A 25,253-nucleotide genomic window follows, 5' to 3' on the forward strand; every position below is an offset into this window, starting at 1 on the left:
AAGTGAAAGGTCCTCATTGTTTTCGTAGAGGGCCACAGCATCACGTTTAAACTGTTCGGAGTACCTAGGCATGGTGGTAGATTACCTTTCTTCCCAACCCAACCGGGCTGGATATCAGGTGTCCACCAAACAGGGGTCAGGTCCAATTCCATAGTGTCTACCGCACCTACATGAACCAGAAAACACGCAACCCAGACACTGGAGCAATGACGTTTACCCACGACAGAGTGCGCAAAGCCTACAACAGCTTGGCAAACCTAGAACGCAACAAATGGCTGTTTGGATACCTACAGCCACCGCCTGAGGGATTGGCCACCACGAAATGGGCATCGACAACCAACAGGCTGGAAGGCGGCTTCAATTCCCCGCTAAAAGATGTAGCCAAGCTACATCGTGGACGTTCAGGAGAACACCAGCGACTCATGTTGGATTGGTGGCTTTACCTTCGCACCCAAGCCCATGAAAATCCCGCTGATATCGCTCGCCGAGCTAATTGGGGGCGTGATGCACTCGCCAAAGTAAACACCACGCCCCAACAAAACACCGGCAACCAGGAAACCGGTAGACCAGCGCTCTACGACAACGCTATCGGAGACGAGTACTCACACAACCTTGGCATCCAAAAAGGCTGGATCCACTAACCCACGACACGCCGTAACGGACACACTTTTTGCTACTTAGCCCTGGCTCCAAGGGTAGATCTAACCCGAGAAACAGAAAAAGCCAGGCACGAAGACCTGGCTACCTCTGTTAATTCGTTACTCGTATGTGTAAGAACACAATGGTACCCCGTACGGGATTTGAACCCGTGTTACCGGCGTGAGAGGCCGGCGTCCTAGGCCGCTAGACGAACGGGGCTCGTTTAGCTGTCCGTTGCGGACTTGTTAAGAGTAAACGATGCGTAAACAATTAAACAAATCGCCAGCTAGCAATAGAAAAATCCCGAACCCTTTGGCGCTTTTCTTGCGTGGTTAGCAGCTTGTTTTCTCATAGGCTGGGCGCGGATCGAATCAGTGGTTATTCCGCTTGCAATCTGTTGATAGACAGAGCCTGGAAATTTAGCGTGCCAACTCGGGTTCGGGATGACGCTTAACGTCTAACAGCATTCGCACGAGGCTCCTACTTCTACGAGAGTTGGTTAAAGGAAGTTATGGATTCTAGCGATGCTGCCTAGTCGAAGGCGTTAGAGTAGCGTCGGTGAAAATGATGCGTTTCAATATCCGCCATCTACTCTCCTTTCATCCGGTAACTGCTTATATCTGCAGTCTAGGCACCGAATATTAGCCGCGGAAGCACTTTGAAGAACTTCCCAGTGGTCCCTCCCCTGGTACTTAAGCCTAAGGCAAGGAGTGCTCGAGATTTAGCGCGCTGGTATGGGGTAAACAAGGACCGGTCCGCGCCGCAAACATGAGAAAAATCTCGAAACACCATCTTTAACGAAAGTGTTTCGAGATTTTTAATTTGTACCCCGTACGGGATTTGAACCCGTGTTACCGGCGTGAGAGGCCGGCGTCCTAGGCCGCTAGACGAACGGGGCATAGGACTGTGACTTCTGCTTAGCAGTAATCACTGCTGGCCTACCAGGACTCGAACCTAGAATGACGGTACCAGAAACCGTAGTGTTGCCAATTACACCATAGGCCATTATCGCTTTGAGCTTTAACCACCTTCGAGGCGAACCCCGCGGTATTGCTCGCTGCAACGGTTTATTACTATAGCCACCGTTTCGGTTTTCACACAAATCACCACGTCATCGGAGCTTTTTAAACCTTAAAAGGTACGTTTAAGCGCGTTCTAATTACATCGTTGCGCTTTGCACCAGCCGCCGCTTCTGTCTGCCCCAAACGGACGTGGCCCTACTTCCAACGTATTGCGGGAATGGGGCCACGAGAAGTGCTTAAATAGAAACTACGCCTTAGCTAGCTCTACTGTGCGGGCGCTTGGAACGGCGTAACAGCCAAAGCAGCGCGCAAGCGATTGAGGGTGGACTCCTTGCCCAGAAGCTCCATGGACTCAAACAGTGGCGGGGAGACCTGCTGGCCGGAGATGGCTACGCGCAGAGCACCGTAAGCCTTACGAGGCTTCAGCTCGAGCTCCTCAATGAGGGCCTTGGACAGCACGCCCTCGATGGCGTTGGTCTTCCACTCTTCCAGTTCCTCCAAGCGAGCAATGGAGACCTCCAACGGCTGCACCGCATCTTTCTTGAGGTTCTTCTTTGCGGACTTCTCGTCGAGCTCCAGCTCGGCATCCGGAGTAACCAGGAAGCTCATGAGGCCATAGGCGTCGCCAAGCATCTTGATGCGGGTCTGAACGAGGTCTGCCACGAAAGCAAACTTCTGCTCGTCATAGTCAGCCGGGAAATCGGTGTACTCGGTCAGGTAATCACGCAGACGCTGCGCGAAGACCTCGGGCTCCAGCAGGCGAATGTGATCGGCGTTGATAGCCTCCAGCTTCTTCTGATCGAAACGAGCCGGGTTACCCAGAACGTCTTCCACATCGAAGTTCGCAACGAGCTCGTCCACGGAGAAAATGTCCCGATCCGCAGACAGAGACCAGCCCAGCAGGGACAGGTAGTTGAGCATGCCCTCCGGAATGATGCCGGCGTCGCGGTGATTAAAGAGGTTGGACTGCGGGTCGCGCTTGGAAAGCTTCTTGTTTCCCTCGCCCATAACGAACGGAAGGTGGCCAAATTCCGGGGTCTGCTTGGCTATGCCGAGTTCCTTCAGCGCCTCGTACAGCGCCAGCTGACGCGGAGTGGAGGAAAGAAGGTCCTCACCGCGCAGAACATGCGTGATGCCCATCAGCGCGTCATCGACCGGGTTAACCAGAGTGTAAAGCGGCGCGCCGTTGGAACGTGCAACGACGTAATCCGGCTGGGTCTCAGACTTGAAGGTCAACTCACCACGAACGAGGTCCTTCCAGGTCCAATCCTGCTCCGGCATACGCAGGCGCCACACTGGCTTGCGGCCTTCCGCCTCGAATGCCGCAATCTGCTCGTCGGTGAGATCGCGGTCGTAATTGTCGTAGCCCAACTTTGGGTCACGGCCGGCCGCCTTGTGGCGCTCTTCTACCTCCTCGGCAGTGGAATAAGCCGGGTAGACGTAGCCACCCTCCTTCAGCTTCTCCAGAACATCGGCATAGATGTCCATGCGCTGGGACTGGCGGTAAGGCTCGTGCGGACCACCTGTCACAACGCCCTCGTCCCAGTCCATGCCCAGCCACTTTAGGGAGTCAATGATGGCCTGGTAGGACTCTTCGGAGTCACGTGCAGCGTCGGTGTCTTCGATGCGGAAAACCAGCTTGCCACCAGTATGGCGCGCGTATGCCCAGTTAAAAAGCGCAGTACGAACCATGCCCACGTGCGGGGTGCCGGTGGGCGATGGGCAGAAACGTACGCGTACGTCAGAAGTAGTTTCAGTCATGCCGACCATGGTAGTGCAGGCGCTTTAGCGCCGTACCACCGGCCAAGCATGCATCACCCCGCGCTACCCTCCCCAGCGACGGGTTGAACCCAAATTGGGGTAACCGAAAGTCAAATTCATTAAGTTTTCCCAGCGACTAATGCGGGAGCGAGTTTCTATTCCCTGAAATGATTTTCATTTTCTATAGTGTAGACCTCACACCAGAACTGAAGAAAGGTCTCCACGCTGTGGCTCGTAACCGCACTCGCTATCTAGCTCTTCTCACTACCCTCTCGCTTCTCACACCTGGAGTAGCACTCGCGGGTCCTGACGACGGAAAAGCAATCGCAACCCAAAGTCACGTCGATTCCCCAAAGACATTTTGGGAAGGCGACAACTTCGTCCTAAAGTCTGAGCACAACTCAACCACTACGCCGCTGCCAGATACCGTCGCGTGGATCGGAAAAGGCTGGGGCCGCGATGGCGGAAACCAGTACCAATTCACTCTTCCTGCAGATAACTCGTTCGACTTCATCGGAAAGCCCGGCGAAACCTACTACGCTGCTCCTCACAACCCTACTGGCTCCCACGATCCGATTTGGCTCGGCTTCGGCGCCGATGCAGGCTTGCCTGTGAAAAACTTCCGCGACGAGTACGCGTCCCTAGACATCGTGTCTGTCGATGGTCCGGGCGACTTCGAGCTCTTCAACTATCACAACTCACCAGCCGGCCTTCGCCGGATGCTCGGCACAACACCGAGCTCTGCGCATTCTGCTGAGCTCACCGCTGGTACGCACACGCACAACTACACAATGTTCACGAAGCCTGGGCGTTACGAGGTCACCTACCGCACCACCGCGCGTAAGAAGGACGGCACGCTCGTCGCCTCGGAGCCGACCACCACTTCCCTACAGGTAGGAGGCATGAAGCCTGCCGATGACCCGACTCCTTCCTTGCGGGAGCGCTACGACGCCGCGACTGACGGCGATGCCTCTGCGGCAGGCTACAAGCTCGACATTGCTCCGAAGTCCAAGCCTGAAAAGGACGGCGACGAGAACCTGTCCACTATCAGCTTCAATGCAGAAAACAAGGCTTCAGGCACGCTGACGCTGCTTATCGACGGCTATTTCCTCACCGATCTGCCCGTAAGCGATGGCGTGGCGCAGTGGGATGAGTTCCTCGGCCCACTGGGCTCTGAGATTCAGGCGGTCTTTACCCCTGAGGACGACGCACCGCGCTGGATCTCCGAAACGCTCGCCTACGCGCCGCAGAGTAAAGTATCGACGGATTCCACCAAGTCCGCTGACAAGTGGAACGAATCGCACGCGCCGCGCAATCTCGCGCCGATAGAAGAAACCGTTCCGTCGACACCTGCATTCCATACGCGAATCGAGCGGGTCGACGATTCTGTATCCAAGCTTGTGGTCGATACCGCGGACAAAAGCTTCTCCGGCTTTATCAACGGCGGTCTTTACGAAGGCAATTCTAACTTCGCCACCGTCGATTTTGAAGGTGCGATCAACAATGGTCACGGCGAGTTCCTCTTTGCGGACGGTGGACTCTACGACGAGGCTAAAGTGAAGGTCACCGTCACACCTCATCCAACAATTAAGGCGGGATCCGGCTCAGTTGTCTTGACGGACAAGTACAAGTCCGGCAAGACCTACGACGCCGACGGAAAGCTCGGCGTAGCCGAGGCACCATCCGATGAAAATCCAGCCAATCCGACGACCTCGCCAGAGGCCTCTCCAGGAACCGGAGAAACCTCTGTCCCGGCAACGGAAGGAAAGAACCCCGAGGGCACCGAGGGCACAGTGTGCTCTGCGAAGCTCTCCCTGGACCGCGGTCACGTCGACATCATGAGTGTTCGCGAGGGAGATGCGTTTGAGACCAAGCTAAAGGATGAGACAAACATCGGTGCTTCAGGGCTGACCTACCGCAAGCTTGACGACGTCGTCTTTGCGGTGCACAACAATGCAATGATCTCCCGCCCTGAGAACTATGGTGACCCAAGCTTCGATTTCATGGGCCCGGTCGGTGAAAAGACTTTCTTGCTTCCGCAGACTCAAAAACGCGACGTTATCTGGCCTGGCTATAACACCGAGAAACTCAATTACAAGGACTACAAGGACGGCGTCGTTCAGCTGAACATCAAGCCGGTTTCCATGCCTGAAGGGGCGTCGTTCGGTATGTGGCTCACCGGTAATCTCGGTGGCCCAGGCGAGATTCTCGTGGACTCCACTAAGGACGACTTCACGATCGACACCACGTTTCCAACGCACACCCATACTAACTGGGCTTTCTCCAAGCCAGGTACCTATGTGTTCGAGGTGACCTACACCGCTGAGACGACAGACGGTAAGAAGCTTGCTTCCCAGCCACAGCATCTCACCATGGCAATGGGTGACAAAGCTATTGCTGACTGTGCCGCGGATAAGCCAGAGCCAAAGCCTGCCCCAAGCTCCTCGTCTAAGGCCCCTGCGCCTAAACCAGCACCGTCTTCGACGTCGGCTGCACCTAAGCCAAAGCCGCAACCAAAGCCAGAGCCAAAGCCGCAACCAAAGCCACAGCCGCACGAGGAGGGTTCCTCCTTTAATCCGTTGTCGCTCGTGCTTCCAGTGGTCCTGGCAACTATTTTCCAGGCGTTCTTCAATTTCTACCGCGATCACCGCGCCGAAATTGACCGGTGGATGCGTGGTCTTACCGGACGCTAATCCGAGGACTCCCCTCGCCTCCCCAACTCACCCAAACTCATTCAGGACCCATCTTCATGAACTCACTCGTACGCCTGTTAGAAACGCCTGTCATCCATCCCCGCCAGCTGTGGCGGAGGTTTAGCCTGCTCTTGGTATGTTTGCTAGCGGTGTGCATCGCACCGTGGCCTAAGGCGCATGCACAGGAAGTATTCGATTCCGGGCACGTCGACGCGTTCTTCGTGTCTGCGCCCGATGGTCAGCTTTCTTTGTCTATGAAAGAAGACATCACGGGCGCTGCCGTGGAGCGACCAGGCAATGACGTGATTTTGAAAGTCAATGAGAACGCGTGGTCCGACGTCACTGAGAGCATCGACGGAATCGGCGAATCCACCTACTACCTGCCCCAGACGCAGCGACAAGACATCCTTTGGCCCGGGTGGGACACCCAGCCCGCCCAAAAGGCCGGCTACACCGACGTTGATCTCAAGTTCCGTGAAGTCAGCGGACCAGGTTCCGTCTATGTTTTCGAAACCGCTGGCTTTGGCGAGCTCAACGCCGTGACCAACTCCGGCTCACTGGAGTTGACCAGCGGCGATGTCATCAATCAGCCATACCCAGCGCACCGTCACGTCAACTGGGCGTTTAGCCAACCAGGAATCTATACCATGACGGTGCAGGCAGCCTCCAACGGCGACACCAGTAACACCGTCACCTACACCTGGGACGTGGGCGATGGGGAGGCAGCGTCCTCGGATGAAGAGGCGTCCGAGGACGGGGACTACTCCGGTTCGGAGGAATCCTCCGACTCCGCTGCCTCCGGAGTATCCCGCAGCGGTGGCTCGTCCGCCGCGGGCCTTGCCGGTGCTGGAAGCGGCGCAGCTGCAGGTTCGCGCAACGGCTCCTCCCGAGGATCGTCCAACGGAACCACGGGTGACGGACGAAAAGCTAAGGCTGATCAGAAGAAATCCCGCAACAAGCACCACTCCAAAAAAGCCGCGGCCCACGCTGGGGAAGGTGATCCGGATACCGACGTCGAGTTGCAATCAGTAGCAGGTGCTTACGGGGAACCCAGGAGCTACTTGCCTTGGGGCATCGCAATCCTCGGCGGTGGAATGTTGGTACTTGGCTTGGGCGTTGCTCGTCTCGCATTGGCTAAGGCGCGCGACTAATGCAATACCCAATCCCTAGCCTTGGGATGCGCAGATGCATGGTGCTGGGGGCGTTGTTAAGCGCACTCGCTCTCAGCGCCTGTACCAGTGCAGGCCAAGCGGAACTACATCCAGGCGCGACGACCAGCCCCGCGGCCTTGAACGTAGTAGCCACTACGCCAATCCTCGCCGACGTTGTTCGCAACGTCGCAGGACCTGACGTCAACGTCACCACGCTCATTCCTGCAGGCAAAGACCCGCACACCTTTGAGCCCTCCCTGCGTACCATCCGCGACGCAGCGAACGCCGACGTCACCTTCGCCAACGGTTATCTCCTCGAACCCCAAGCGCTGATGGACACCCTCCGCGAGACGTCGTCGGCTCCCGTCGTTGAAGTCTCCGATCAAGCCTCAACCCGTGGTGCAAAGCTGGTCCCACTCGTAGAAAACGTCGCCCTCGACGCCATCTGGCTGGGCCTGCGCATCCAGGATGCCCCAGCAAACTCTCACGCCGTTGAGCTGAGCATGGTTTCTGCAGAGGGGCCCGGTGATGTGTCCGCATACGTGGTCACTACCTTTGGCACCCCAGAAGTTCTTTTCAACAGCGCTGATGGTATCTCCGCCCGCGAGGACACCGCGCGGCTGCCGGCCAACGCTCATACCCACGTCTCCTGGGGCTTTTCCAAGCCGGGCATCTACCACCTTGGGTTCCGCGCGGACTCCAAGGAGGGCGATACCGAGCCGACCGAAAGCACCGAGATCACCGTGGCTGTGGGCGTTAACCCACCTGACGGGATGCAGGCACTTAGTGAAGGCCACGTGGACATCACCGCGAACATGGCGGGCAGCACCATTGACCTCCAAGACAATGGAAAGCACTTCGATCCAGCGACTACTGCCCTGACGCTTCCCTCTTCAACGCTGCAGGAGATTCCCCCGAACCCAAGCTATCGTTTCCTCGGCCGGCCGGGTTCGGAAACCTATCTCCTTCCCCAGGCGGTCTTGGGCAAGCACATCCACGGCGAGGTGGACCCGCACCTGTGGCACGACGTGGACAACGTCATTGCCGAGGCCGAGGTGATCGCGGACCAACTTGCCCTCGTCGATCCCACCCATGGTGCGGAATATCGCAAGCGAGCGCAATCCTATTCAGACTCGTTACGTCAGACCGATGAATACGTCGCAGCGCAGTTAAACGCCATTCCGCAAAGCCGCCGGCATCTGGTCACGCCGCACCACGGCTACGCCTACCTCGAACAGGGCTATGGAATGCAGGTGGCTGGTTTCGTGACACCAAACCCGGCAATCGAACCCTCACCCCGCGACGTCATCGCGCTGCGCCGCACGCTGGAAAACCTCCAGCTGCCCGCAGTCTTTGTCGAGCCCACTCAGCAATCAAGCACCGCCACGCTCACTGAAGCCGCAGCTCAACTAGGGGTGGCAGTCTGCCCCATTTATGGCGACACCCTCGACGAACGCGTCCCCACCTACATCGACTTCATGCGTTTCAACGCTGATTCGCTTCGCCGATGTCTGGCCTAACCCAATTCACGCCCCCTCACTCGCACACAACGACACACACCACAGAAGGAAACACTCATGCATAGATTTTTACTTTCACCCGATACTCCACATGGTTCCCTCCTCGCCCGTCTCCCCGTGGTCTTCCTAGGGTTGGCCACCGCCTTGACAGTGCTGGTGACCTCGGTGGTTCCGGTTCCGAGTGCGTGGGCAGGCGATCTGGCCCAGGTGGTCTCGGGGGACGAGGAGATCGCGCAGCCTGGCACCGAAGCTGTCATCGACCATGGGCACGTCGATGTGGGCGCGCAATTTATCGACGGTAAGGCGCAGTTCTTGGCGCGTGACGATTCCGCCGCCACCCCAGTGTGGCGAGACTTGAACGACGTTGTGTTCAAGGTCGGCGATGACGCACAGCTGGCGCTGCCTGACGACGCCCAGTTCGACTTCGTTGGCGGCACCCCTGGCCAAAATGTTTGGGTTGTTCCACAGATAGAGCAAGCCGGGGTGCCGTGGGTAGGTTGGAATACTCAGTCGCCCTCGCTTGTCGACGCCGTCGATCGTGGCGTCACCTTGGAGTTCCTCGGGCATTCCGGCCCCGGTGAGTTCTCCTTGTTCCTACAAAACGGCGGCTTTGAGGCACCCCAAGTCCTCTGGTCCACTGCTAAGCAACAGCAGGAAGGCTTTTGGGTCGATCTCAACACCCACACCCATGCGAACTGGACCTTTACCGAACCCGGTGTGCATCAAGTAGGAGTCCGCTTCTCCGGCAAAACCAAGGACGGTAGTGACTTCAGCACAGACGGCGTCCTCACCTTTGCGGTGGGCAATGACACCGACGTGGCGGAGGCCCAAAACACCGAGTGGGATCCGGCCGCGGTAAATGAGAAGGCCGATTCTGGATTGGCGTGGTGGATATGGGCCCTCGTGGGGCTAGGCGCCCTGGTCCTCGTAGGGTCCGTGGCGATGCTCGTCGCCTCTTCACGCAGGAAGGCAGATAATGGAAACCTCTAAGGTGATTAGCGCGGAGCACGTATGTGTCACGCTCAGCGGTCGAAACGTAATCGAAAATGCATCTCTGCGGGTTGACCGCGGCGAGTTCATCGGCCTATTGGGCCCTAATGGTGCTGGCAAGACAACTTTTATGCGCTCGATCCTGGGCCTCATTCCGTATCGAGGCAACATCGATCGCACAGCTGCCGTGGGCTATGTTCCGCAGCGCCACGACGTGGAGTGGGACTTCCCTATAAACGTCTATCGTGCCGTCCTGGGCGGACGCACAGGACTTATCGGTTGGTGCCGACGCCCCAAGCGCGTGGATCATGAGGCCGCTCGCCGGGCGTTGGAGTTGACCAACCTCGAGGAACTGTCGCGTCGACCCATTGCACAGCTTTCCGGTGGGCAGCGCCAACGAGTACTTATCGCCAGAGCCCTTGCCACTGAACCGGAAGTCCTGCTGCTCGACGAGCCTTTCACCGGGCTGGATGCGCCCAACACAGAGGAGTTGCTTTTCCTTTTTGACCAGCTGTGCCACCAAGGGACGAGCATCGTCATGTCCACCCACAACCTCGCTGAAGCCGCCCACTCCTGCCATCGCCTAGTCCTGTTCAACCGGGGTGTGGTGGCAGATGGACCAGCAGAGCTCGTGCTTGGCGACGCCGCCTCGTGGGTCGCTACGTTCGGTGTTCAGGCAGACTCTCCCTTGCTGTCCGCGATTGGAGTCGCCGCATGATTGAGGTGACATTAATTGACTTCTTTAGAGACCTGGCGAATCCGCACTTGGACTTTCTCGCGCGTGCGGTCGGGATTTCCATATTGGCTGCCATTGTCTGCGGTGTGGTGGGTTGCTACGTGGTGCTACGCGGAATGGCCTTCATAGGTGACGCCGTCTCCCACGCCGTGTTCCCGGGGCTGGCGGTCGCCTTCGCCTTGCAGGGTTCTGTGCTTTTGGGCGGCGCCGTCGCAGGGACTGTCGTGGCGCTGCTCATTGCGGGCTTCTCACAGCGTCGTAACCTACGGGAAGACTCAGTCATCGGAATCTTCTTTGCCGCATCTTTCGCGCTCGGTATGGTCATCATCTCGCGTGTTGAGGGCTACACGGCTTCCTTAACCAGTTTCCTCTTCGGAACACTGACGGGCGTGTCCCGCATTGATTTGTACACCGCTGCGGCAGTAACCGTCTGCGTGGTGGGCGTCATCGTGTTGCTCGGACCGCAGCTGACAGCCGCGTGTCTAGACAAAGAGACCGCCCGCGCGATGGGACTTCCAGTCTTCGCTCTGGACTTGGTTCTCTACCTGTGCGTTACCGCCGCGGTTGTCATCTCAGTGGGGACCATCGGCAACATCTTGGTGCTGGCCCTTCTCATCACGCCGGCTGCGACAGCCCGGCTGCTTACCAACTCGCTTGGCGCCATGATGTGCGCCTCTAGTCTCATCGGCGCCGCAGCGAGCTTCGCCGGTATCTACCTCGCATGGGCCATCGACCTGCCCGCGGGCGCGACCATCGTCCTAGTACTAACGGCCTTGTTCCTTCTAGCCTGGCTTGTCTCCCCACTACTCCAACGCAGGCCGTCACGCCAGCCGAGAGTGAATTCAACTAAGGACGCAGCCTCTCCAGGTTCTTCAACCCCATCCATTTCCGCCCCTGTAGCTAGCGAAACCCAGAACCAAACCGACAAGGAGCCTTCAGCATGAACTTCGTAAAACGACCACTCCGTTCCAAGCTTTCTCATACTCGTCTCCCGCACACAGCGCTTGCCTTGGGCGCAGCCGCTCTGTTGGGCACCGCAGCTCCCGTTCTCATGCCGACGTATGCCAACACCGCCGTGGCTCATGCTGAAGAATCATGCAGCCTTGCTAACGCTTACCGAATTACAAAGGGTCACCAGGATCTAGCGGTACGCGACGACAATGATGGCCCTTTGCGCTTTACCGTCGACGATGACAGCAGTGGTAGCCACGTAGAGCGCGAAGAGGGCGAGTTCGTCGTTATGGTAGACGACGCAATGACGCGCTCCCTCGACGATCTCGGGTTCCCAGGTATCTCTGGCAATGCGTGGCTCCTGCCGCAAAAACAGGAATACTCCCGCCCCTGGTTCGGTTTCTCGCTTCTCCACTTGTCCACGATGACGGACTCCGATACGGCACAGCTGACAATGGAGCTCAACAGCGCGCCGGCCGGTGGGCGTATCGTCGCATGGGAAGACGAGCTTACCGGTCACCAGCTGCGGCTCGACAGCGAAGACCCCGGCATGGCGTGGGACTATTACCGTTCACACACTCACGTCAATCTTGGCTTTACCGAGCCTGGCGCATACGCGGTTACGTTTACTTTCACCATGTCCGATGGCTCCGAGCACTCCATGAAGGTGCCATTCCTGGTGGGTAGCAATACCTCGGACTCGGAACTGTGCAATCTGGGCTTTGACGCTGGGGGGTCCACTGCTAAGCCAAAAAACAGGGCCCAGCAGTTGGCTAAGGACATAAATGATACTGGCAAAGCCATCGCCGGCCTCGACAAAACCCTAGCTGGAACGCTCAAGGAAGCAGAGAAGCTAGTAGGCAGCCCTAGTTCCGCAAAGCCCACTGCAACCAAGAACGCTAAGAAAGACAAGACAGGTTCCACGACGGCGAAGAAGACCTCGAAAGAGCCGACAAAGGACTCGTCCGACGGACAAAAATCTGGTGGCTCAGCTCAACGCGGTAAGACTGCACCCGCTATGCGTTCAGGCGGGACCACGAGCGACCACAGCCCAAAGAACTCCGGCTCAGGCAATTCCGGGAAAGGCACGGCCCAGAAAACAGCGGACAAACAGAGCGATAAGAAGACACAAGACGCCAAGGGCCATGGCCTTAGAAATCCAGCTAAAAGCCATAATCTTGCCGCAGGTGACGAGCAAGGATATGTGGAAACAGATGCGCAAGAGATGAGCTACGAGATGCCTTTGTTTAACTTTTGGGCAGGATTCCTCGCAGGAATGGGGGTATTTGCTTTGCTCCTCGGCACCGGCCTTTTCGTGTGGGTGCAGTTCTTCCGAAACCGCAACCGACAAACCGATGCACCCGCCCAGCAGTTCCCGAGTAACACGCTGAGCTAGGAACTAAGGACCCGTGGCTGGGCTCCTCACCGGTCCTAGCCACGAGGCTACTTACGCTTGTCGGACAGGAAGTTCCATACCTCGTTGGAGGTGTCCGGCTCATGCCACCAGGTATGGTCGCCCTTGACCTTAAGAAGCTCGACAGCCTTCAGGCAGTTGTTAAAGCGGAGTCGCTCTGCCATAGGACCGTTCTGCTCGGCTTGGAAGGTCATGTCGCATCGGTTGCGATTAAGGTAGCCACCAACCACATCGCGAACGGGAAGATACCCGGCCTCATGGCGTGTTCCGCCTTCATACTGCATCATGCGGTCATCGACACCATGCATGATGAGGGTGTGCATGGGCGCATCAACACAGTTGACCTCTACGGGGTTGTAGAAAGCTCCGGAAACAGTGGCAATAGCTGCAAATGTTTCCTGTGCGTGGCAGCCCAATACCGAGGTAAAGCCACCACCATTGGACATACCCATTGCGTATACGCGCGAGCGGTCTACGCGGTAATCAGCATCGACCGCGTCCAGGATCCGCTGGATGAAACGGATGTCCTCGCCATCGCGGGTCTTGGCATAGGGAGCCGCTTCCCAAGCACGCTCGAAGCCCTCTGGATAAACAATGATTGCCTCGTTAGCAGCGCCAGTACTACCCATTCGGTTGTAGCTAGCAAAGTTTTCCGGGGAATCCTCCCAACCGCCGAAGCCGAAGAGAACTGGTGCAGTAACTTCCGGGTTGTAATTATTTGGCACACGGACCAGATAGCGTCGGATCTTGCCCTCGTGCTCCATCTCGATCGAATGGGTCTGCCCATTCGGAATTGGCTGAGCTGGATTGACGGTGGAATCAACTGGGGCAACTGGTTCGGCCGGTGCTGCAGGATCAACGCCCTCTGGTGGAAGCTGCGGCTGCGTTGCCTGCTCCGGAGATTCCGCCGGGGTGGACTCCTTCACACCTTCCGGAAGCAGGTGCGAGCCGTCCGGCACAGGTGCAGGCACCGGATCCCCCTCAGGTGCTGGTGCTGGTGCTTGTGTTGGCTCCTGTGCAACCACTGGAGTAGGTGCTTCTTGCGCGACGGCGTGAACTGGGCCGCTCACGACGAGGACAGCAGCTCCTACAGCCATCGCCGAACGAGCTACCTTCTTCGTCCAATTTCCCAGGTTTAACACCGACAACTCCTTAATCAAGGGCAAAATTTACCCTTGTCACAATAGTCACATTCTTCACACAGGCATCTTTGAACTCGCGGAATTCTGTGAATTTTCAGCAAAGAAGTAAGCTAGATACCCATGCATGCGAACAGACCCTCCACGGCCCCCGACTTTTTGCTCTCCCGCGCCACAGGATCTGTCCGCACCCAAGGAGCGAAAAAGACCTTCACTGACACTGATACCGCAATTAACGCCCTTCGAACTGGCAACGCAGAAATGATTGTCGGCGCCCTTCCCTTCAACCCTGACGAAGCTGTTGCCCTAACCGAACCCGCTTCCATCATTCGCGAAGACGGACCGCTGGAACCACACGCGTACTACCGCCAGGGCACCCTCAATGCGCGCGTTACCGGTTTCGACCCAGAGCCTGAGGAACATCTGCGTCGAGTAGATGCTGCAATCGCCACGATTCAATCCTCAAAGCTTGACAAGGTAGTTTTGGCTCGTGGGGTAGACATCGAATTCGCCGCACCGGTCGACCCCCGATTCGTCGCAGCACGTCTTATCGATCTCTCCGCTAACCGTGACGGCTTCATCGCGGATCTCTCTCCAGCAGGACGTCCCGGCGCAATGCTGGTCGGCTCTTCCCCTGAGGTTCTGGTCAAGAAGCAGGGCTCTACCGTAACCGCTTTCCCACTAGCAGGCTCTGCCCCACGCCAAGCAGACCGCGCCCGCGACCACCTCGCCGGACAGGACCTACTACACTCCACAAAAGATCTCCACGAGCACATGTTCGTCGTTGATCATCTACGCCGCGTGCTCACTCCGCTCTGCGATACCCTGCGCGCGCCAACCACCCCGGAGCTCATCAGCACCAATGAAATGTGGCACCTAGGCACACCAATCGCAGGAACTCTTAAGGACCCAGAGCTCACTGCACTCGAGCTCGCCCTCCTGGTGCACCCCACACCAGCGATTTGCGGCACTCCAACTGAGGCTGCTCAAGCGCTCATTGAAACTGCGGAATCCGACCGCGGCTTCTATGCCGGCGCCGTTGGCTGGTGCGACTCCTCTGGCGACGGCGAGTACATGGTCGCCATTCGCTGCGCCGAAGTCGCAGGCGACGGCCTCTCCGCGCGAGCTTGGGCCGGTGGCGGAATCGTTGAATCCTCTAACTCTCAAGAAGAGCTCGCCGAGACGAGCGCAAAGCTACGCACCATCCTCAAGGCTTTGGGCCTCTAGCTTTCGGAACGTCGAACCCCTAGCCCTTTAGCCAGCAGCTTCAGTTGGGCGCTTGGCCACCAAAACCACGTCGTGGGAATGGTGGGCACCTGCGCCGCCCTCGACGCGGCGTTCCCGCTTATCCAGCTTGACCACCTCAAGCTCCTTGAGGTTCTCCGCAAGCCACGCGGGCATAGCAACGGCATCTGATTCAAGATCGTGGTGAACAAAGACCAAAACATCACTCGTCAAGGCCTCAAGCTTGGCCACACCCTCCTCGGTCGCCGGGATGCCGCCATAGTGCACCGCCACCAAATTAAAAGGTTCGTGCTCAAACTCGTTATAGTCTGCCACCTCTGCATGCAGCCCACGATCCAAGCAACGCTGCACAGCAGTCGGCGCAAAGTCTATGCCAAGCGCCTCCCACCCGCGGTCAGTTAACCACTGGAGGTCCGCGCCTTCGCCACAGCCGACGTCAAGCGCGGTACCGGGCCGTAGGTCAGCTACTTCGTCAACCAACGTTGCGTTCACATTGCCAGACCATATCTGTTGGCTCTGCGCGTAGCGTTCCTCAAACTCTTCCCGGGTGGGCAGATGCCCTGGGCCATGAGTTGACCCATGCCCCTCATTATCGTGCTCATGATGATTGTGCATACTGTCCACGTGGGGCATGGGTCTACCTTTCGCCAAATTAAGCGCGTTCGATCGGGTTGATCAGCGAGCCTAGACCCGGAATCTCAATCTCGATGGTGTCGCCCGGAACCATCGGCGCTGTACCAGCCGGAGAACCGGTAGTTACTACGTCGCCAGGCAGCAGCGTATAAGCCGCGGAGATCTCCTCCAGAATGCCGCCCATCTTGACGATCATCTGGTCAGTGTTGGAGTCCTGCTTCTGCTCACGCTTGCCATCGTGGGTCAGGTAGGCGTTGATCTTCTGATCATCCAGGTTCAGTGAATCCAGGTCGGTCTCAATCCATGGACCCAGTGGGCAGAAGGTATCAATGCCCTTTGCACGCGCCCACTGGCCGTCCTTGAACTGCAGGTCGCGGGAGGAAACGTCATTGCAGATGACGTAACCCAAAACGTGGTCTTTCCAGTTCTCAGCCTTGATATTCTTAGAAACCTTAGAGATAACAACGGCCAGTTCGCCCTCGAACTCTACGTTGGTGGCAAAGTCTGGAATCTTGATCGGCACGTTCGGCCCGACGACCGCGGTCGATGGCTTGATAAAGATTGTCGGCGGAAGGTGCTCAGCGGACTCCTTGAAGACCTCAGCCACGTGGTCCGCGTAATTGCGGCCCAGGGCAACAACCTTGGTGGGCAAAGTCGGGGCGAGCAACCGTACGTCGCTAACCTTCCATTCGCGTCCGGTAGGTTCTGGGGTGGTAAATGGAGTGCCGGAGATTTCCTTAGCCACAAGCTCCTCGAGCGGGGCGTCCTTCGGCCCGTCGATGATGGCGAAGCAGATTCCTTCTGGGTGAGCAATTCGTCCTAAACGCATAACGGCCATGCTACCAATATGGGATCTTCACACGTTAGCTAAGGTCATATTTGAATTCTGCGAATTCCTCCAAGACCTCTCCCGCACCCAGCGTGGACCCGTGACCTGAAGCTTAAATCGCATAACCTATCGCCGCTCCGACGCCGCCACCACTTGTTTCAACGTCATCCCCGCAAGGTCGTGGCGCATGGCAAGAAAGAGCTCGGCGCATGCCTGGGCGTCGCTAAGCGCATTGTGATTGCCGTAATTGGGCAAGCCGTAACGCTGCCGAACGCGCGCAAGGCGGAGATCCTCCGCACGCGGGTACGTGGCCATGCGTTCCATGTGGCGCCGTTCCAACGCAAAGGTATCCACCACATCAAGGCGCGGCGCAGCTCCGTAAATTCGCTTGCAGGCGGCCTCCAGAAAACCCACTTCAAGCGCTGCGAAGTGCGCCAGCAACACCCGCCCCTGCAAGGCTTCGCGCAGTCTCGATATACCTTCTTTTTCTGCAACGCCCGCATCCACCACGTCCTGGGTCAACATGTGGATGTGCACGGACTGTTCAATCTGGCCAGCAGTAGCTCCCTTAATCAGCACGTAATCGGCGCCGCCGAGATCGATAACACCGCCGTTAATGGGCACCCAGCCAATCGAAACAATCGCGCCTTCTCTTGGATCCAGCGACGTGGTTTCCATGTCGACAGCCAACAGCGGAAGGTCCTCTAAGCGCGTGCGCGGATCGGGACGCTGCCAATCCAGGTGCTGCACGAAGCGATCAAAGAGTCCCATCTAGATGTTCCTCACGGGATACTTCGTGGCAAGGGCATTCTGCATGCTTTTGATCGCGCGGAATGCGTCGCGCAGGCGCTCGCGCTCGAGGCGGCCCAGCTGTTTCGGATCGATGTGATAGTCCGGCGCAATGCCATCGCACAGCTGCCGTGCTTGATGCGCGAGAGTAAGTGAACGCAGGTAGTCGAAGGCGTCGAGAAGCTCCTGGGCTCCCGCCTTGCTTAGCGAGTCCCCCGCAGCCTCCCGCAGACGCTTGCGGGTATCGACCTCCTCGCTGCCGATGGCCAAAGCGAAAAGGCGCGCCATCTGCACGATTCCCGTGGTACCGCCTTTCTTGATGTCTAGGGTGTTGGCGTATTCGCCGTCCCTTTCCACCACCAGTCCGCGGAAGAAGGTCAGCGGCGGTTCGCGGCGGGCAGCCAAGCTCGCCAGGTGCGCGTGCATGCGGCGAGCCCCCTTGCCCATGGTCACAGCCGCAGAATGGACGCGCTCGCCCAGTTCCCGGCTGCCGTAGAGGACGCGGAAGTCGAAGAAGATCTGCGCATTGAGCAGCGCGTCCGGCTGCGGTGCGGTAATCCATTCGTGGAAGGTCTTCTCCCACTGCGTCACCGTCATGCGCCACTGTGGCGTCATCGCCATCATCTCTCCCGGACACAGGACCTGGCCGGCCTTGTCCAATCCGGTGCACACGAACAAAGATAGTCGCGCAAAGTACTCCCCATGGAGAGCTTCGTCATAATCGTCCGCCAACACCAATGCATTGTCCTGGTCGGAGGCAAGCGCCATTTCACGCCGGCCCTGGGAACCCACCGCCACGAAGGCGTAGTCGATTGGTGGGGCGCCCAGCTCGCGCTCGGCAAGCACACACAAACGCCGCGCGATTGCGTCTGCCGCGATGGTGATGAGGCTCGCTGCTTCCGAAGGCGTGGAGCCGCGCTCGACGTAGCGTGCTGCGAGTGCGGTGGCCTCGTTGAAGGAACCAGCAAGCTCCTCGACAGAGTTCTTGCGGGAAAGATCCGCAGTCAGATAGAGCGGGTCGTTCTGCAACAAACGCGTGATGTCGGATTGGGTAACGATGCCGCGCAACTGTCCTTTGGCCACGACGGGCAAGTGATGGATTCCTCGTTCTGCCATGTGCAGCAGCGCTTCCATGGCTGGCGCGCTAGCGTTCACGGTGACCGGGGTACGCGTCATAATCTCCGCGATCGCCTCCTGCGGGTCACGGCCTACTGCAAGCACCCGCGAGCGCAGGTCCCTATCGGTCACAATTCCGGTCAGTTCCCCACCGTCAACCACGAGCAGGGAGGACACGCCATGCTCAGACATGAGTTGGGCAGCTGCGCTTATCGACGTCGTAGAATCGGCCTGCAACGGGTCCGTGCGGGTGATCTCTTCAATAGGTGTGCGCAGGGCGTCGCCCGTGGTGGCGTCCGACAGCTCGCGCGCAGCGGCACGGATCTGCCGGGACTGCGCCGAGAAGAAGCGCGCGATGTCCGGGTTGCGCTCGGCGAATTGAGTAAAAGCTTCTTGTGGCAGGCGAAAGACCAAGCAGTCTTCCACGGCGATCATCTCGTAACGAGATTCCGGATGCCCCATTAACGTGGAATAGCCAAAGGTCAGCCCGGGATCGCGACGATCCAAAAGCACGCCATCTTCACCGAGGACATCGATTGCCCCGGCACGGATGACGTGCAGGAAGGAGTTTTCTTCGCCAAGACGGACGATGACATCGCCGCGGCGAAAATACGCAATGCTTAGGTGCGCGGGCAGCGCGTCGAGCTCCTCCTCCGGAAGGCGGGAGAAGGGCTCGTGCTGGGCGAGGAAACTGCGGACCTCGTCTAATTCAACGCTCATGCACCCACAGCGTAGCGATTTTTAGGTCAGTGCGGCGGCGATTCGGTCACCAATTTCGGTGGTGCCGAGCTGCTCGCTACCACGAGCGGAGACGTCGGCGGCAACGGCTTCTTCGATGCGCACCGCATTGGCTTCGTCGCCGATGTGACGCAGCAGCATCGCTGCAGACAAAATGGCGGCGGTTGGATCAGCAATGCCCTTTCCCGCAATGTCCGGCGCCGAGCCGTGGACCGGCTCAAACATCGAAGGGTTGGTGCCGGAAGCATCGATGTTGCCAGACGCGGCCAGGCCGATACCGCCGGTCACAGCGCCAGCCAGGTCGGTGAGGATGTCGCCGAAAAGGTTGTCGGTGACGATGACGTCGTAGCGGCCAGGATCAGTAACCATGTAAATCGTGGCGGCGTCGATGTGGTTGTAGTCCACGGTGACCTCAGGGTATTCCTTAGCTACCTCTTCTACGGTGCGCTGCCACAAGCCACCGGCATTGACCAAGACGTTGGTCTTGTGAACCAAGGTCACATGCTTGCGGCGGCCCATTGCGCGTTCGAAGGCATCGCGAACAACGCGCTCAACGCCGAAGCGGGTGTTCTGGGAGACCTCGGAGGCCACCTCGTGCGAAGTGCCCTCACGCAAGGTGCCGCCGTTGCCACAGTACAGGCCTTCTGTGCCCTCGCGGACGACGACGAAGTCGATCTCTCCTGGGTTCGCCAGCGGCGAGGTAGCCGTTGGGTACAGCTTGGAGGGGCGCAGGTTCACGTGGTGGTCCAGGGCGAAACGCATCTTCAGCAACAGCCCACGCTCCAGGATTCCCGGGCGAACCTGACCTGGCGCGCCGATAGCGCCCAGCAGGATTGCGTCGTGCCCGCGAATAGAGGCGAGGTCGGCATCGGTGAGGAGCTCGCCATTGCGCAGGTAGCGACGCGCACCCAAGTCATACTCGGTGGTCTCGATGTCGTCCCGTACCGCGTTGAGCACCTTGAGGGCCTCTGCAGTAACTTCTGGGCCGATTCCGTCTCCGCCAATAACCGCCAGTTTCATTTTGCGGGATTCCTTTCTCACAATATGGATACACGGTCACATTAGCAGACCCCCATGCATTCCGCATGCAGCGGGAACACATGGGGGTCAGATTGACGGATTAAGCAGAAAGCGTCAGGCTAGGCGTCCAGATCCAGCTGGACACACTCTGCACCGAGGGCAACCTTGATGTCCTCAACCAGCTCTTCTGCAACCTCGCGCTCGACGCGCAGAATAAGCACGGCGTCGGCTGGCGTCTTGCCCTGCGTAAGAGCTGCAGCGACGATGTTGATGCCGGCAGCGCCGAGCTTCGTACCCACGGTGCCCAGGGCGCCTGGGGCGTCATCGTAGCTAAAGAACAGGTTGCGTCCGGTGGCGCGCATGTCGACGCCGCGTTCATTGATGCGAATGAACTTCTCAACGCCATCGATACCGGTGATGGCGCCAGTGAGCTGCGACGTCGCGCCGTCCGCACCAATGACGGTGACAACGAGGGAGGAACGTTGACCCTTGGACTCGGCGCGAGTGCGGACCTCAACATTGACGCCACGGGATTCTGCGATCTGCATAGCGTTGACAAAGGTGACCGCCTCGGAGAGCACGCCGCTGAACAAACCGCGGACAGCGGAGAGTCCCAGCGCGGAAACATCCTCGTTGGAAAGCTCACCACGCGCCTCGACTTCGATAGCCACGGGCGCCTGGCCCAGCAGCTTGCCAGCGGTAAGGCCCAACTTACGCGCTAGATCGAGCCAGCCCGCAACTTCTTCGCCCACACGACCACCGGATACATTCACGGCATCTGCCACGAACTCTCCAGCCAGCGCCTTGAGAACCGAGTCTGCGACGTCGGTACCAGCACGATCCTGTGCCTCGACGGTCGAAGCTCCCAAGTGCGGCGAAACCGTTACCTCCGGCAGCTCGAATAATGGGGAATCCGTGCACGGCTCGCTGGCATAAACGTCGAAGCCGGCACCGCGGTGGTGACCCGCCTTAATGGAATCTGCCAACGCCTGCTCGTCGACGAGTCCACCACGCGCAGCATTAATGATGATCTGGCCTTTCTTGGCCTTAGCAAGCAGCTCGGCGTCGAACATGCCCGAAGTTTCTTCAGTCTTCGGCAGGTGAATCGTCACAAAGTCAGCACGGGCCATCAGTTCTTCAAGCTCAACAAGCTCCACGCCCAGTGCTGCCGCACGAGCAGGGTTAGCATAAGGGTCATGCGCGATGATGGTGGTCTCAAATGCTTTCAAACGCTGAGCGAATAGCTGACCGATGTGGCCAAAGCCAACAATACCGATGGTCTTGCCGTATACCTCGACACCCTTGAAGGAAGAACGCTTCCATTCCCCCTGACGCAGCGACTGGTCAGCCGCTGGAATCTGGCGTGCTGTGGCAAGCAACAAAGCAATTGCCTGCTCACAGGCGCTGTGAATGTTACTGGTTGGGGCGTTAACGACCATAACGCCACGCTCGGTGGCTGCGGGGATATCGACGTTGTCAAGGCCCACACCTGCACGGCCAACAATCTTGAGGTTGGTGGCCGCGGCGAGCACCTCGGCGTCGACTGTAGTGGCGGAGCGCACCAGCAATGCATCAGCTTCTGGCACCGCCGCAAGCAACTCAGCACGGTTGGGACCGTCGACCCACCGAACTTCTACTGAGTCGCCCAAAGCGGCGACGGTGGACTGAGCAAGCTTATCGGCGATAAGAACGACCGGCTTCGACATGACTTCCTTAACTTGGTTGGGGGCGAACGTATACCTAACGCATACGTTGCATGGAAGTGTAGTTTATTCCGTCCATCCGCGGGAAATTTTTGCGCTAAATTCTTTCGCTGAACCGAATTCGGGGCCAAGGGCAACTACCGGCCCTTCTTCTAACCCAGCTACCATCGCAGCCCCTACCTTCGTGGCACTAGGGTCAGGGTCGGTCATGATTAAAACGGTTCCACCGTATGCATTGGCATTCACAACATTTGCAATGGGACTCTGGGAGGTCGCAACGATATTCGGCGACATCTGGCCATCCCTACGGGCCGAACCGGGGATTGCAGGCATCTTTTTATGCGAGATTTGCTGTGGCAGCGGCTCCCAAGCCGCCTTCAATTCAATCTTTTCATTCGAGTCTAAGGCGGCAACTTCCTCCACCATACGGTTGGGATCGACAATCACTTTGGAGGTAAACCCAAACGCGGTGTACTCGCCGAGCGCTTTGGTATTGCCAGGGTCACGGACCACTTGGTGTTGCCTTTCCTCGCCTGGATAAAAGGCATCCGCAAACGGCACCTTGCCCACGGTCACAATAAGGTTGGCGCCGACATCTTCGGCCAAGCGGTATATATCATTGCGCACCGAATCGTCATAAACCACCATCGGCGCTCGTTGGGAGACTGCAATTGAAGCAGCACGCAACTTAGCTGCGTCCGAGTTCTCAGCCACAAAGAGCGTATGGGACTGTTTGAAGAACAGACGTGCCGACTCAAATCCCCACGGGTCTTGGACAACGGTGGTCTTCCCCACAAAGGCAGGATCGATCAGTCGGTTGGTGTTTTCAGCCGCCGCCCGCGCCAGATCGATGTCTTCATTTGCAAGCTCTGCCAGCTCAGGGGTGACGAGTTTTTGACCGCGACCAATGCCAGAGCAGCCGCCGATGGTGGGAACCATTACGGCGGCTAGCGACAGCGCGAGGAACTGTCTAACGCGCAAAGGCCTGCGGGCCCTCTTCGCCGCCAGAGAGGTTTGCTTCGTCGACATCGCGGATAACCTGCTTGTCCAGTGCATACTCGACAATTCCTACAAACCGCTCACGGCGGTCAATGAAAAATTCCTGGGCACGGGTAGAACGGAAAAGATCGATGTCGAGCTCATGGGAGGACAATACCTCATCGAACTCAGCATCCTCCATTATGGACTTAGACTGCACACGCGGCAGGTAACGTTCAGGCGCGTAGCCATCGAGCACGACTTCCGTGCGCTTCCCCATTGGGGTGCGGTTGAGTACCGAGTTTGCCAGCACCTCGCTTACACCGTGACGCTTGCACCAGTTGAGTGGGAAGACCGGGAAGAACCCCGGCTTCAGCTCCTCGAAGGTATTGCGATTGAACTCAATTCCCGTCCGCCAATCGCGCGCACCGCGGGCCATCAACAGCGCGTAGAGGCCATGCCAGACGCCATCGGATTCGTCGATGGAAAGCAGACGAGACTCGCGGAACGATGCGTCTTGGACGGTCTTCGGCACTACCTCGGACTCCCCTGCCACCCATGCGGTGACCTCATCGACGTCGCGCGCTGCACGCAGCTTGACTGCGGAAGAGCCGTAAAGCTCACCAAACACGCCACTCCAGAACCACTGATTGAGGCGATCCCACGACTCCTTCTTAGAGAGCACACCGTGGCGCTCGGCCAGACGAGCAAGGATGACGGCGAGCGGAATGATCTGCTCGTTGTAAGGAACCTGTTCCAGGCTCAGGATGCAGCGCTCCGCAAGGTACTCCGCGACCTCTCGGAACGTGATGCGCAGCGTTGCCGACGCCGCCTTGTACTCCGCGAGCGAAAGCTGCAGGATGTCCTCGCGCTGCCCACCCGCATTGCCCTTCTCGCCGGAAACATAAAGGGATACCGCCGAAAGAAACTCGTTGCGTCCAATACCGTCGAGTGCTGGGGAGCGGCGCAGATCAGCCTCTACCTCAGCCCAATCCTGCGCCAAGTGGAAATCAGGATCCTCTGATGCAAAGACGGCGGTCAGGAGGTCGAAGACGTCCATCTGCAGGCCAGCGGAATTGGCCTGCGCGAAGATGGAGCCCACGCCAGCGCGAGCGGTCTCACGGGACAAACGGATCATCGGTACGTCGTAACCAGACAGGGGGCGCAAGATGCGGTTGTTAAACGCCGATACGACGTCGCGGTTCACGCCATCGTTTGCCGCAGCCAGTTCAAAGAGCATGCTGGTGCCCTCTTCACTGAGAAGCGCCGAAACCGGGATGCAGCAGGCATCAAGCGCGGTTTCGCGGTCCACAATTGCACCCGCAATATTTGGGGCAAAGTGCGAACGCAGCTCGCCATGCTGGTTCACAGCAAACACCGCCTCGTCGGGCATAATCTCCTCCGAGATTGCCTTGTGCAGATCAACGTAGAAGGTACGGGTGATCTTCTTCGAACGGAAGTCAGTGGTGTCGACCGAGCCATTGCCGCGGAAACAATGATATAGCGTGGTCAAGCGCTGCTGGCCGTCCAGCAGCAGCAAGCCAGGGTTAACGCCAGTATCGGGCGCGCCGGTGAGAGGACGCGGCCTAAACCGCATCGTTTCATTTCGTGTATCCAGCGCCATCAGAGCACCCACTGGGTAGCCACGCAGCACGCTAACAATGAGGGAACGAATGCGGTCCTCATCCCAGGAGTAGGCGCGTTGGAAATCCGGAAGTTGAATATCGCCGCGGTCGATGCGTGCGAAGAGGTCATTAAGATCGTAGCTTGGCGTGGTAAAACCCATGGCTCCGACTGTACCCCTGCTCACAGCATCTTGCCCGCCCAGAAATATATCTCACATAATCCGACAAAATCGGACTCTAAAACCACAAATGCGCCGCCTAGTTAGGCAGTAGCATCGAGCGGGTTCTTGACCCAGCTCATCAGTAATCGCCAGATTCGCGACCAGCGACGTCGGGATAGTCACAGGTTAGAAACGTGCCACCCTCGCCACCTCTAGCACGGTTGCCAGCCCGTTTGCGGGATCTTTGCGGGATCGAGCCTGCAATCCGACGCGCAACAGGAGGGGTTGAGTATCAGGGTCGAAAAGTTTCCGATTTCCAGCTTGCCCCATAGCGGCCTAGAACGCTATAAAAAGATACAACTTAAGAGAGGAGATGAAGCGTTGAGCGAAATTGCACAGA

18 protein-coding genes, 3 tRNA genes and 1 pseudogene are annotated in these 25,253 nt (G+C 58.2%); 9 read left to right on the forward strand and 13 right to left on the reverse strand.

Features of this window, described 5'->3' with window-relative positions; translation table 11 throughout:
* Nucleotides 1-146: 146 nt before the first annotated feature.
* Nucleotides 147-641, forward strand: a pseudogene (locus CHU71_RS07365) (IS256 family transposase); the annotation flags it as partial.
* A 141-nt stretch (nucleotides 642-782) separates the two neighbouring features.
* On the opposite strand, the gene CHU71_RS07370 reads toward CHU71_RS07365, so the two are convergent.
* The 4 genes from CHU71_RS07370 to gltX form a co-directional block, all read right to left on the reverse strand.
* Nucleotides 783-858 (reverse strand) — tRNA-Glu (locus tag CHU71_RS07370).
* 606 nt (nucleotides 859-1,464) lie between these two features.
* Nucleotides 1,465-1,537: transfer RNA gene (locus CHU71_RS07375), tRNA-Glu, on the reverse strand.
* 35 nt (nucleotides 1,538-1,572) lie between these two features.
* Nucleotides 1,573-1,644, reverse strand: a tRNA-Gln gene (locus CHU71_RS07380).
* A 281-nt stretch (nucleotides 1,645-1,925) separates the two neighbouring features.
* Nucleotides 1,926-3,431 (reverse strand): glutamate--tRNA ligase, encoded by a 1,506-nt coding sequence (gltX, locus tag CHU71_RS07385; RefSeq protein WP_147760663.1) that lies wholly within the window; start codon nucleotides 3,429-3,431, stop codon nucleotides 1,926-1,928.
* A 218-nt stretch (nucleotides 3,432-3,649) separates the two neighbouring features.
* On the opposite strand from gltX, the gene CHU71_RS07390 reads away from it, so the two are divergent.
* From CHU71_RS07390 to CHU71_RS07420, 7 genes are read left to right on the forward strand one after another with little or no spacing between them, the layout of a single operon-like run.
* Nucleotides 3,650-6,115, forward strand: coding sequence for a choice-of-anchor M domain-containing protein (locus tag CHU71_RS07390; RefSeq protein ID WP_255456413.1), 2,466 nt, complete (start codon nucleotides 3,650-3,652; stop codon nucleotides 6,113-6,115).
* A gap of 56 nt (nucleotides 6,116-6,171) precedes the next feature.
* A complete protein-coding gene (locus tag CHU71_RS07395) occupies nucleotides 6,172-7,266 on the forward strand; it encodes a choice-of-anchor M domain-containing protein (protein WP_174775861.1) in 1,095 nt (364 codons plus the stop codon).
* Nucleotides 7,267-7,292: 26 nt separating this feature from the next.
* Entirely contained in the window at nucleotides 7,293-8,786 is a 1,494-nt protein-coding gene (locus CHU71_RS07400; protein WP_166684796.1) for an anchored repeat ABC transporter, substrate-binding protein, read from the forward strand.
* Between the two features lie 57 nt (nucleotides 8,787-8,843).
* Nucleotides 8,844-9,776 carry a choice-of-anchor M domain-containing protein gene (locus CHU71_RS07405; protein ID WP_255456414.1) on the forward strand — a complete coding sequence of 311 codons (933 nt, stop codon included), beginning with the start codon at nucleotides 8,844-8,846 and terminating at the stop codon, nucleotides 9,774-9,776.
* Nucleotides 9,763-10,494, forward strand: coding sequence for an anchored repeat-type ABC transporter ATP-binding subunit (locus CHU71_RS07410; protein WP_046645914.1), 732 nt, complete (start codon nucleotides 9,763-9,765; stop codon nucleotides 10,492-10,494). The genes CHU71_RS07405 and CHU71_RS07410 overlap by 14 nt, the downstream gene beginning before the upstream one ends.
* Nucleotides 10,491-11,456: an anchored repeat-type ABC transporter permease subunit gene (locus CHU71_RS07415; RefSeq protein WP_049062896.1), complete on the forward strand. Its 966-nt coding sequence runs from the start codon at nucleotides 10,491-10,493 to the stop codon at nucleotides 11,454-11,456. The genes CHU71_RS07410 and CHU71_RS07415 overlap by 4 nt, the downstream gene beginning before the upstream one ends.
* Nucleotides 11,453-12,859: a choice-of-anchor M domain-containing protein gene (locus CHU71_RS07420; RefSeq protein ID WP_147760666.1), complete on the forward strand. Its 1,407-nt coding sequence runs from the start codon at nucleotides 11,453-11,455 to the stop codon at nucleotides 12,857-12,859. The genes CHU71_RS07415 and CHU71_RS07420 overlap by 4 nt, the downstream gene beginning before the upstream one ends.
* Before the next feature lie 47 nt (nucleotides 12,860-12,906).
* On the opposite strand, the gene CHU71_RS07425 is transcribed toward CHU71_RS07420, so the two are convergent.
* Entirely contained in the window at nucleotides 12,907-14,019 is a 1,113-nt protein-coding gene (locus CHU71_RS07425; RefSeq protein WP_255456415.1) for a PHB depolymerase family esterase, read from the reverse strand.
* A gap of 120 nt (nucleotides 14,020-14,139) precedes the next feature.
* On the opposite strand from CHU71_RS07425, the gene CHU71_RS07430 reads away from it, so the two are divergent.
* Nucleotides 14,140-15,243, forward strand: a complete 1,104-nt coding sequence (locus CHU71_RS07430; RefSeq protein ID WP_147760667.1) for an isochorismate synthase MenF — start codon at nucleotides 14,140-14,142, stop codon at nucleotides 15,241-15,243.
* 27 nt (nucleotides 15,244-15,270) lie between these two features.
* Here CHU71_RS07430 and CHU71_RS07435 read toward each other — a convergent pair whose 3' ends face one another.
* The 8 genes from CHU71_RS07435 to CHU71_RS07470 all read right to left on the reverse strand — a co-directional run bounded on the left by CHU71_RS07435 (nucleotide 15,271) and on the right by CHU71_RS07470 (nucleotide 24,853).
* Nucleotides 15,271-15,894: a bifunctional 2-polyprenyl-6-hydroxyphenol methylase/3-demethylubiquinol 3-O-methyltransferase UbiG gene (locus tag CHU71_RS07435; protein WP_147760668.1), complete on the reverse strand. Its 624-nt coding sequence runs from the start codon at nucleotides 15,892-15,894 to the stop codon at nucleotides 15,271-15,273.
* A 19-nt stretch (nucleotides 15,895-15,913) separates the two neighbouring features.
* The gene (locus CHU71_RS07440; protein ID WP_172465258.1) at nucleotides 15,914-16,723 is read right to left on the reverse strand and encodes a fumarylacetoacetate hydrolase family protein; all 810 of its coding nucleotides are present in this window, start codon (nucleotides 16,721-16,723) and stop codon (nucleotides 15,914-15,916) included.
* Nucleotides 16,724-16,849: 126 nt separating this feature from the next.
* A complete protein-coding gene (locus tag CHU71_RS07445; protein WP_147760669.1) occupies nucleotides 16,850-17,494 on the reverse strand; it encodes an exonuclease domain-containing protein in 645 nt (214 codons plus the stop codon).
* On the reverse strand, nucleotides 17,495-19,348 hold the full coding sequence (locus tag CHU71_RS07450; RefSeq protein WP_147760670.1) for a DUF294 nucleotidyltransferase-like domain-containing protein: 1,854 nt from the start codon (nucleotides 19,346-19,348) through the stop codon (nucleotides 17,495-17,497).
* 21 nt (nucleotides 19,349-19,369) lie between these two features.
* On the reverse strand, nucleotides 19,370-20,386 hold the full coding sequence (locus CHU71_RS07455) for a 3-isopropylmalate dehydrogenase (protein WP_147760671.1): 1,017 nt from the start codon (nucleotides 20,384-20,386) through the stop codon (nucleotides 19,370-19,372).
* A 119-nt stretch (nucleotides 20,387-20,505) separates the two neighbouring features.
* Complete coding sequence (serA, locus tag CHU71_RS07460) at nucleotides 20,506-22,092, reverse strand: phosphoglycerate dehydrogenase (protein WP_147760672.1); 1,587 nt, start codon at nucleotides 22,090-22,092, stop codon at nucleotides 20,506-20,508.
* Nucleotides 22,093-22,155: 63 nt separating this feature from the next.
* Nucleotides 22,156-23,028 (reverse strand): hypothetical protein, encoded by an 873-nt coding sequence (locus tag CHU71_RS07465; protein WP_255456416.1) that lies wholly within the window; start codon nucleotides 23,026-23,028, stop codon nucleotides 22,156-22,158.
* A gap of 31 nt (nucleotides 23,029-23,059) precedes the next feature.
* Nucleotides 23,060-24,853, reverse strand: a complete 1,794-nt coding sequence (locus tag CHU71_RS07470; protein WP_147760674.1) for a DUF262 domain-containing protein — start codon at nucleotides 24,851-24,853, stop codon at nucleotides 23,060-23,062.
* Nucleotides 24,854-25,253 lie beyond the last annotated feature (400 nt).

Source organism: Corynebacterium sp. LK14 (assembly GCF_008042215.1).
Taxonomy (GTDB): domain Bacteria; phylum Actinomycetota; class Actinomycetes; order Mycobacteriales; family Mycobacteriaceae; genus Corynebacterium; species Corynebacterium striatum.

Coding starts and splice junctions, on each gene's coding strand:
- gltX (WP_147760663.1), bottom strand. CDS start 3,431: ATGGTCGGCATGACTGAAACTACTTCTGACGTACGCGTACGTTTCTGC.
- CHU71_RS07400 (WP_166684796.1), top strand. CDS start 7,293: ATGCGCAGATGCATGGTGCTGGGGGCGTTGTTAAGCGCACTCGCTCTC.
- CHU71_RS07445 (WP_147760669.1), bottom strand. CDS start 17,494: ATGGGACTCTTTGATCGCTTCGTGCAGCACCTGGATTGGCAGCGTCCC.
- CHU71_RS07410 (WP_046645914.1), top strand. CDS start 9,763: ATGGAAACCTCTAAGGTGATTAGCGCGGAGCACGTATGTGTCACGCTC.
- CHU71_RS07440 (WP_172465258.1), bottom strand. CDS start 16,723: ATGCGTTTAGGACGAATTGCTCACCCAGAAGGAATCTGCTTCGCCATC.
- CHU71_RS07395 (WP_174775861.1), top strand. CDS start 6,172: ATGAACTCACTCGTACGCCTGTTAGAAACGCCTGTCATCCATCCCCGC.
- CHU71_RS07435 (WP_147760668.1), bottom strand. CDS start 15,894: ATGCCCCACGTGGACAGTATGCACAATCATCATGAGCACGATAATGAG.
- CHU71_RS07405 (WP_255456414.1), top strand. CDS start 8,844: ATGCATAGATTTTTACTTTCACCCGATACTCCACATGGTTCCCTCCTC.
- CHU71_RS07430 (WP_147760667.1), top strand. CDS start 14,140: ATGCATGCGAACAGACCCTCCACGGCCCCCGACTTTTTGCTCTCCCGC.
- CHU71_RS07455 (WP_147760671.1), bottom strand. CDS start 20,386: ATGAAACTGGCGGTTATTGGCGGAGACGGAATCGGCCCAGAAGTTACT.
- CHU71_RS07415 (WP_049062896.1), top strand. CDS start 10,491: ATGATTGAGGTGACATTAATTGACTTCTTTAGAGACCTGGCGAATCCG.
- CHU71_RS07420 (WP_147760666.1), top strand. CDS start 11,453: ATGAACTTCGTAAAACGACCACTCCGTTCCAAGCTTTCTCATACTCGT.
- serA (WP_147760672.1), bottom strand. CDS start 22,092: ATGTCGAAGCCGGTCGTTCTTATCGCCGATAAGCTTGCTCAGTCCACC.
- CHU71_RS07470 (WP_147760674.1), bottom strand. CDS start 24,853: ATGGGTTTTACCACGCCAAGCTACGATCTTAATGACCTCTTCGCACGC.
- CHU71_RS07465 (WP_255456416.1), bottom strand. CDS start 23,028: ATGGTTCCCACCATCGGCGGCTGCTCTGGCATTGGTCGCGGTCAAAAA.
- CHU71_RS07450 (WP_147760670.1), bottom strand. CDS start 19,348: ATGAGCGTTGAATTAGACGAGGTCCGCAGTTTCCTCGCCCAGCACGAG.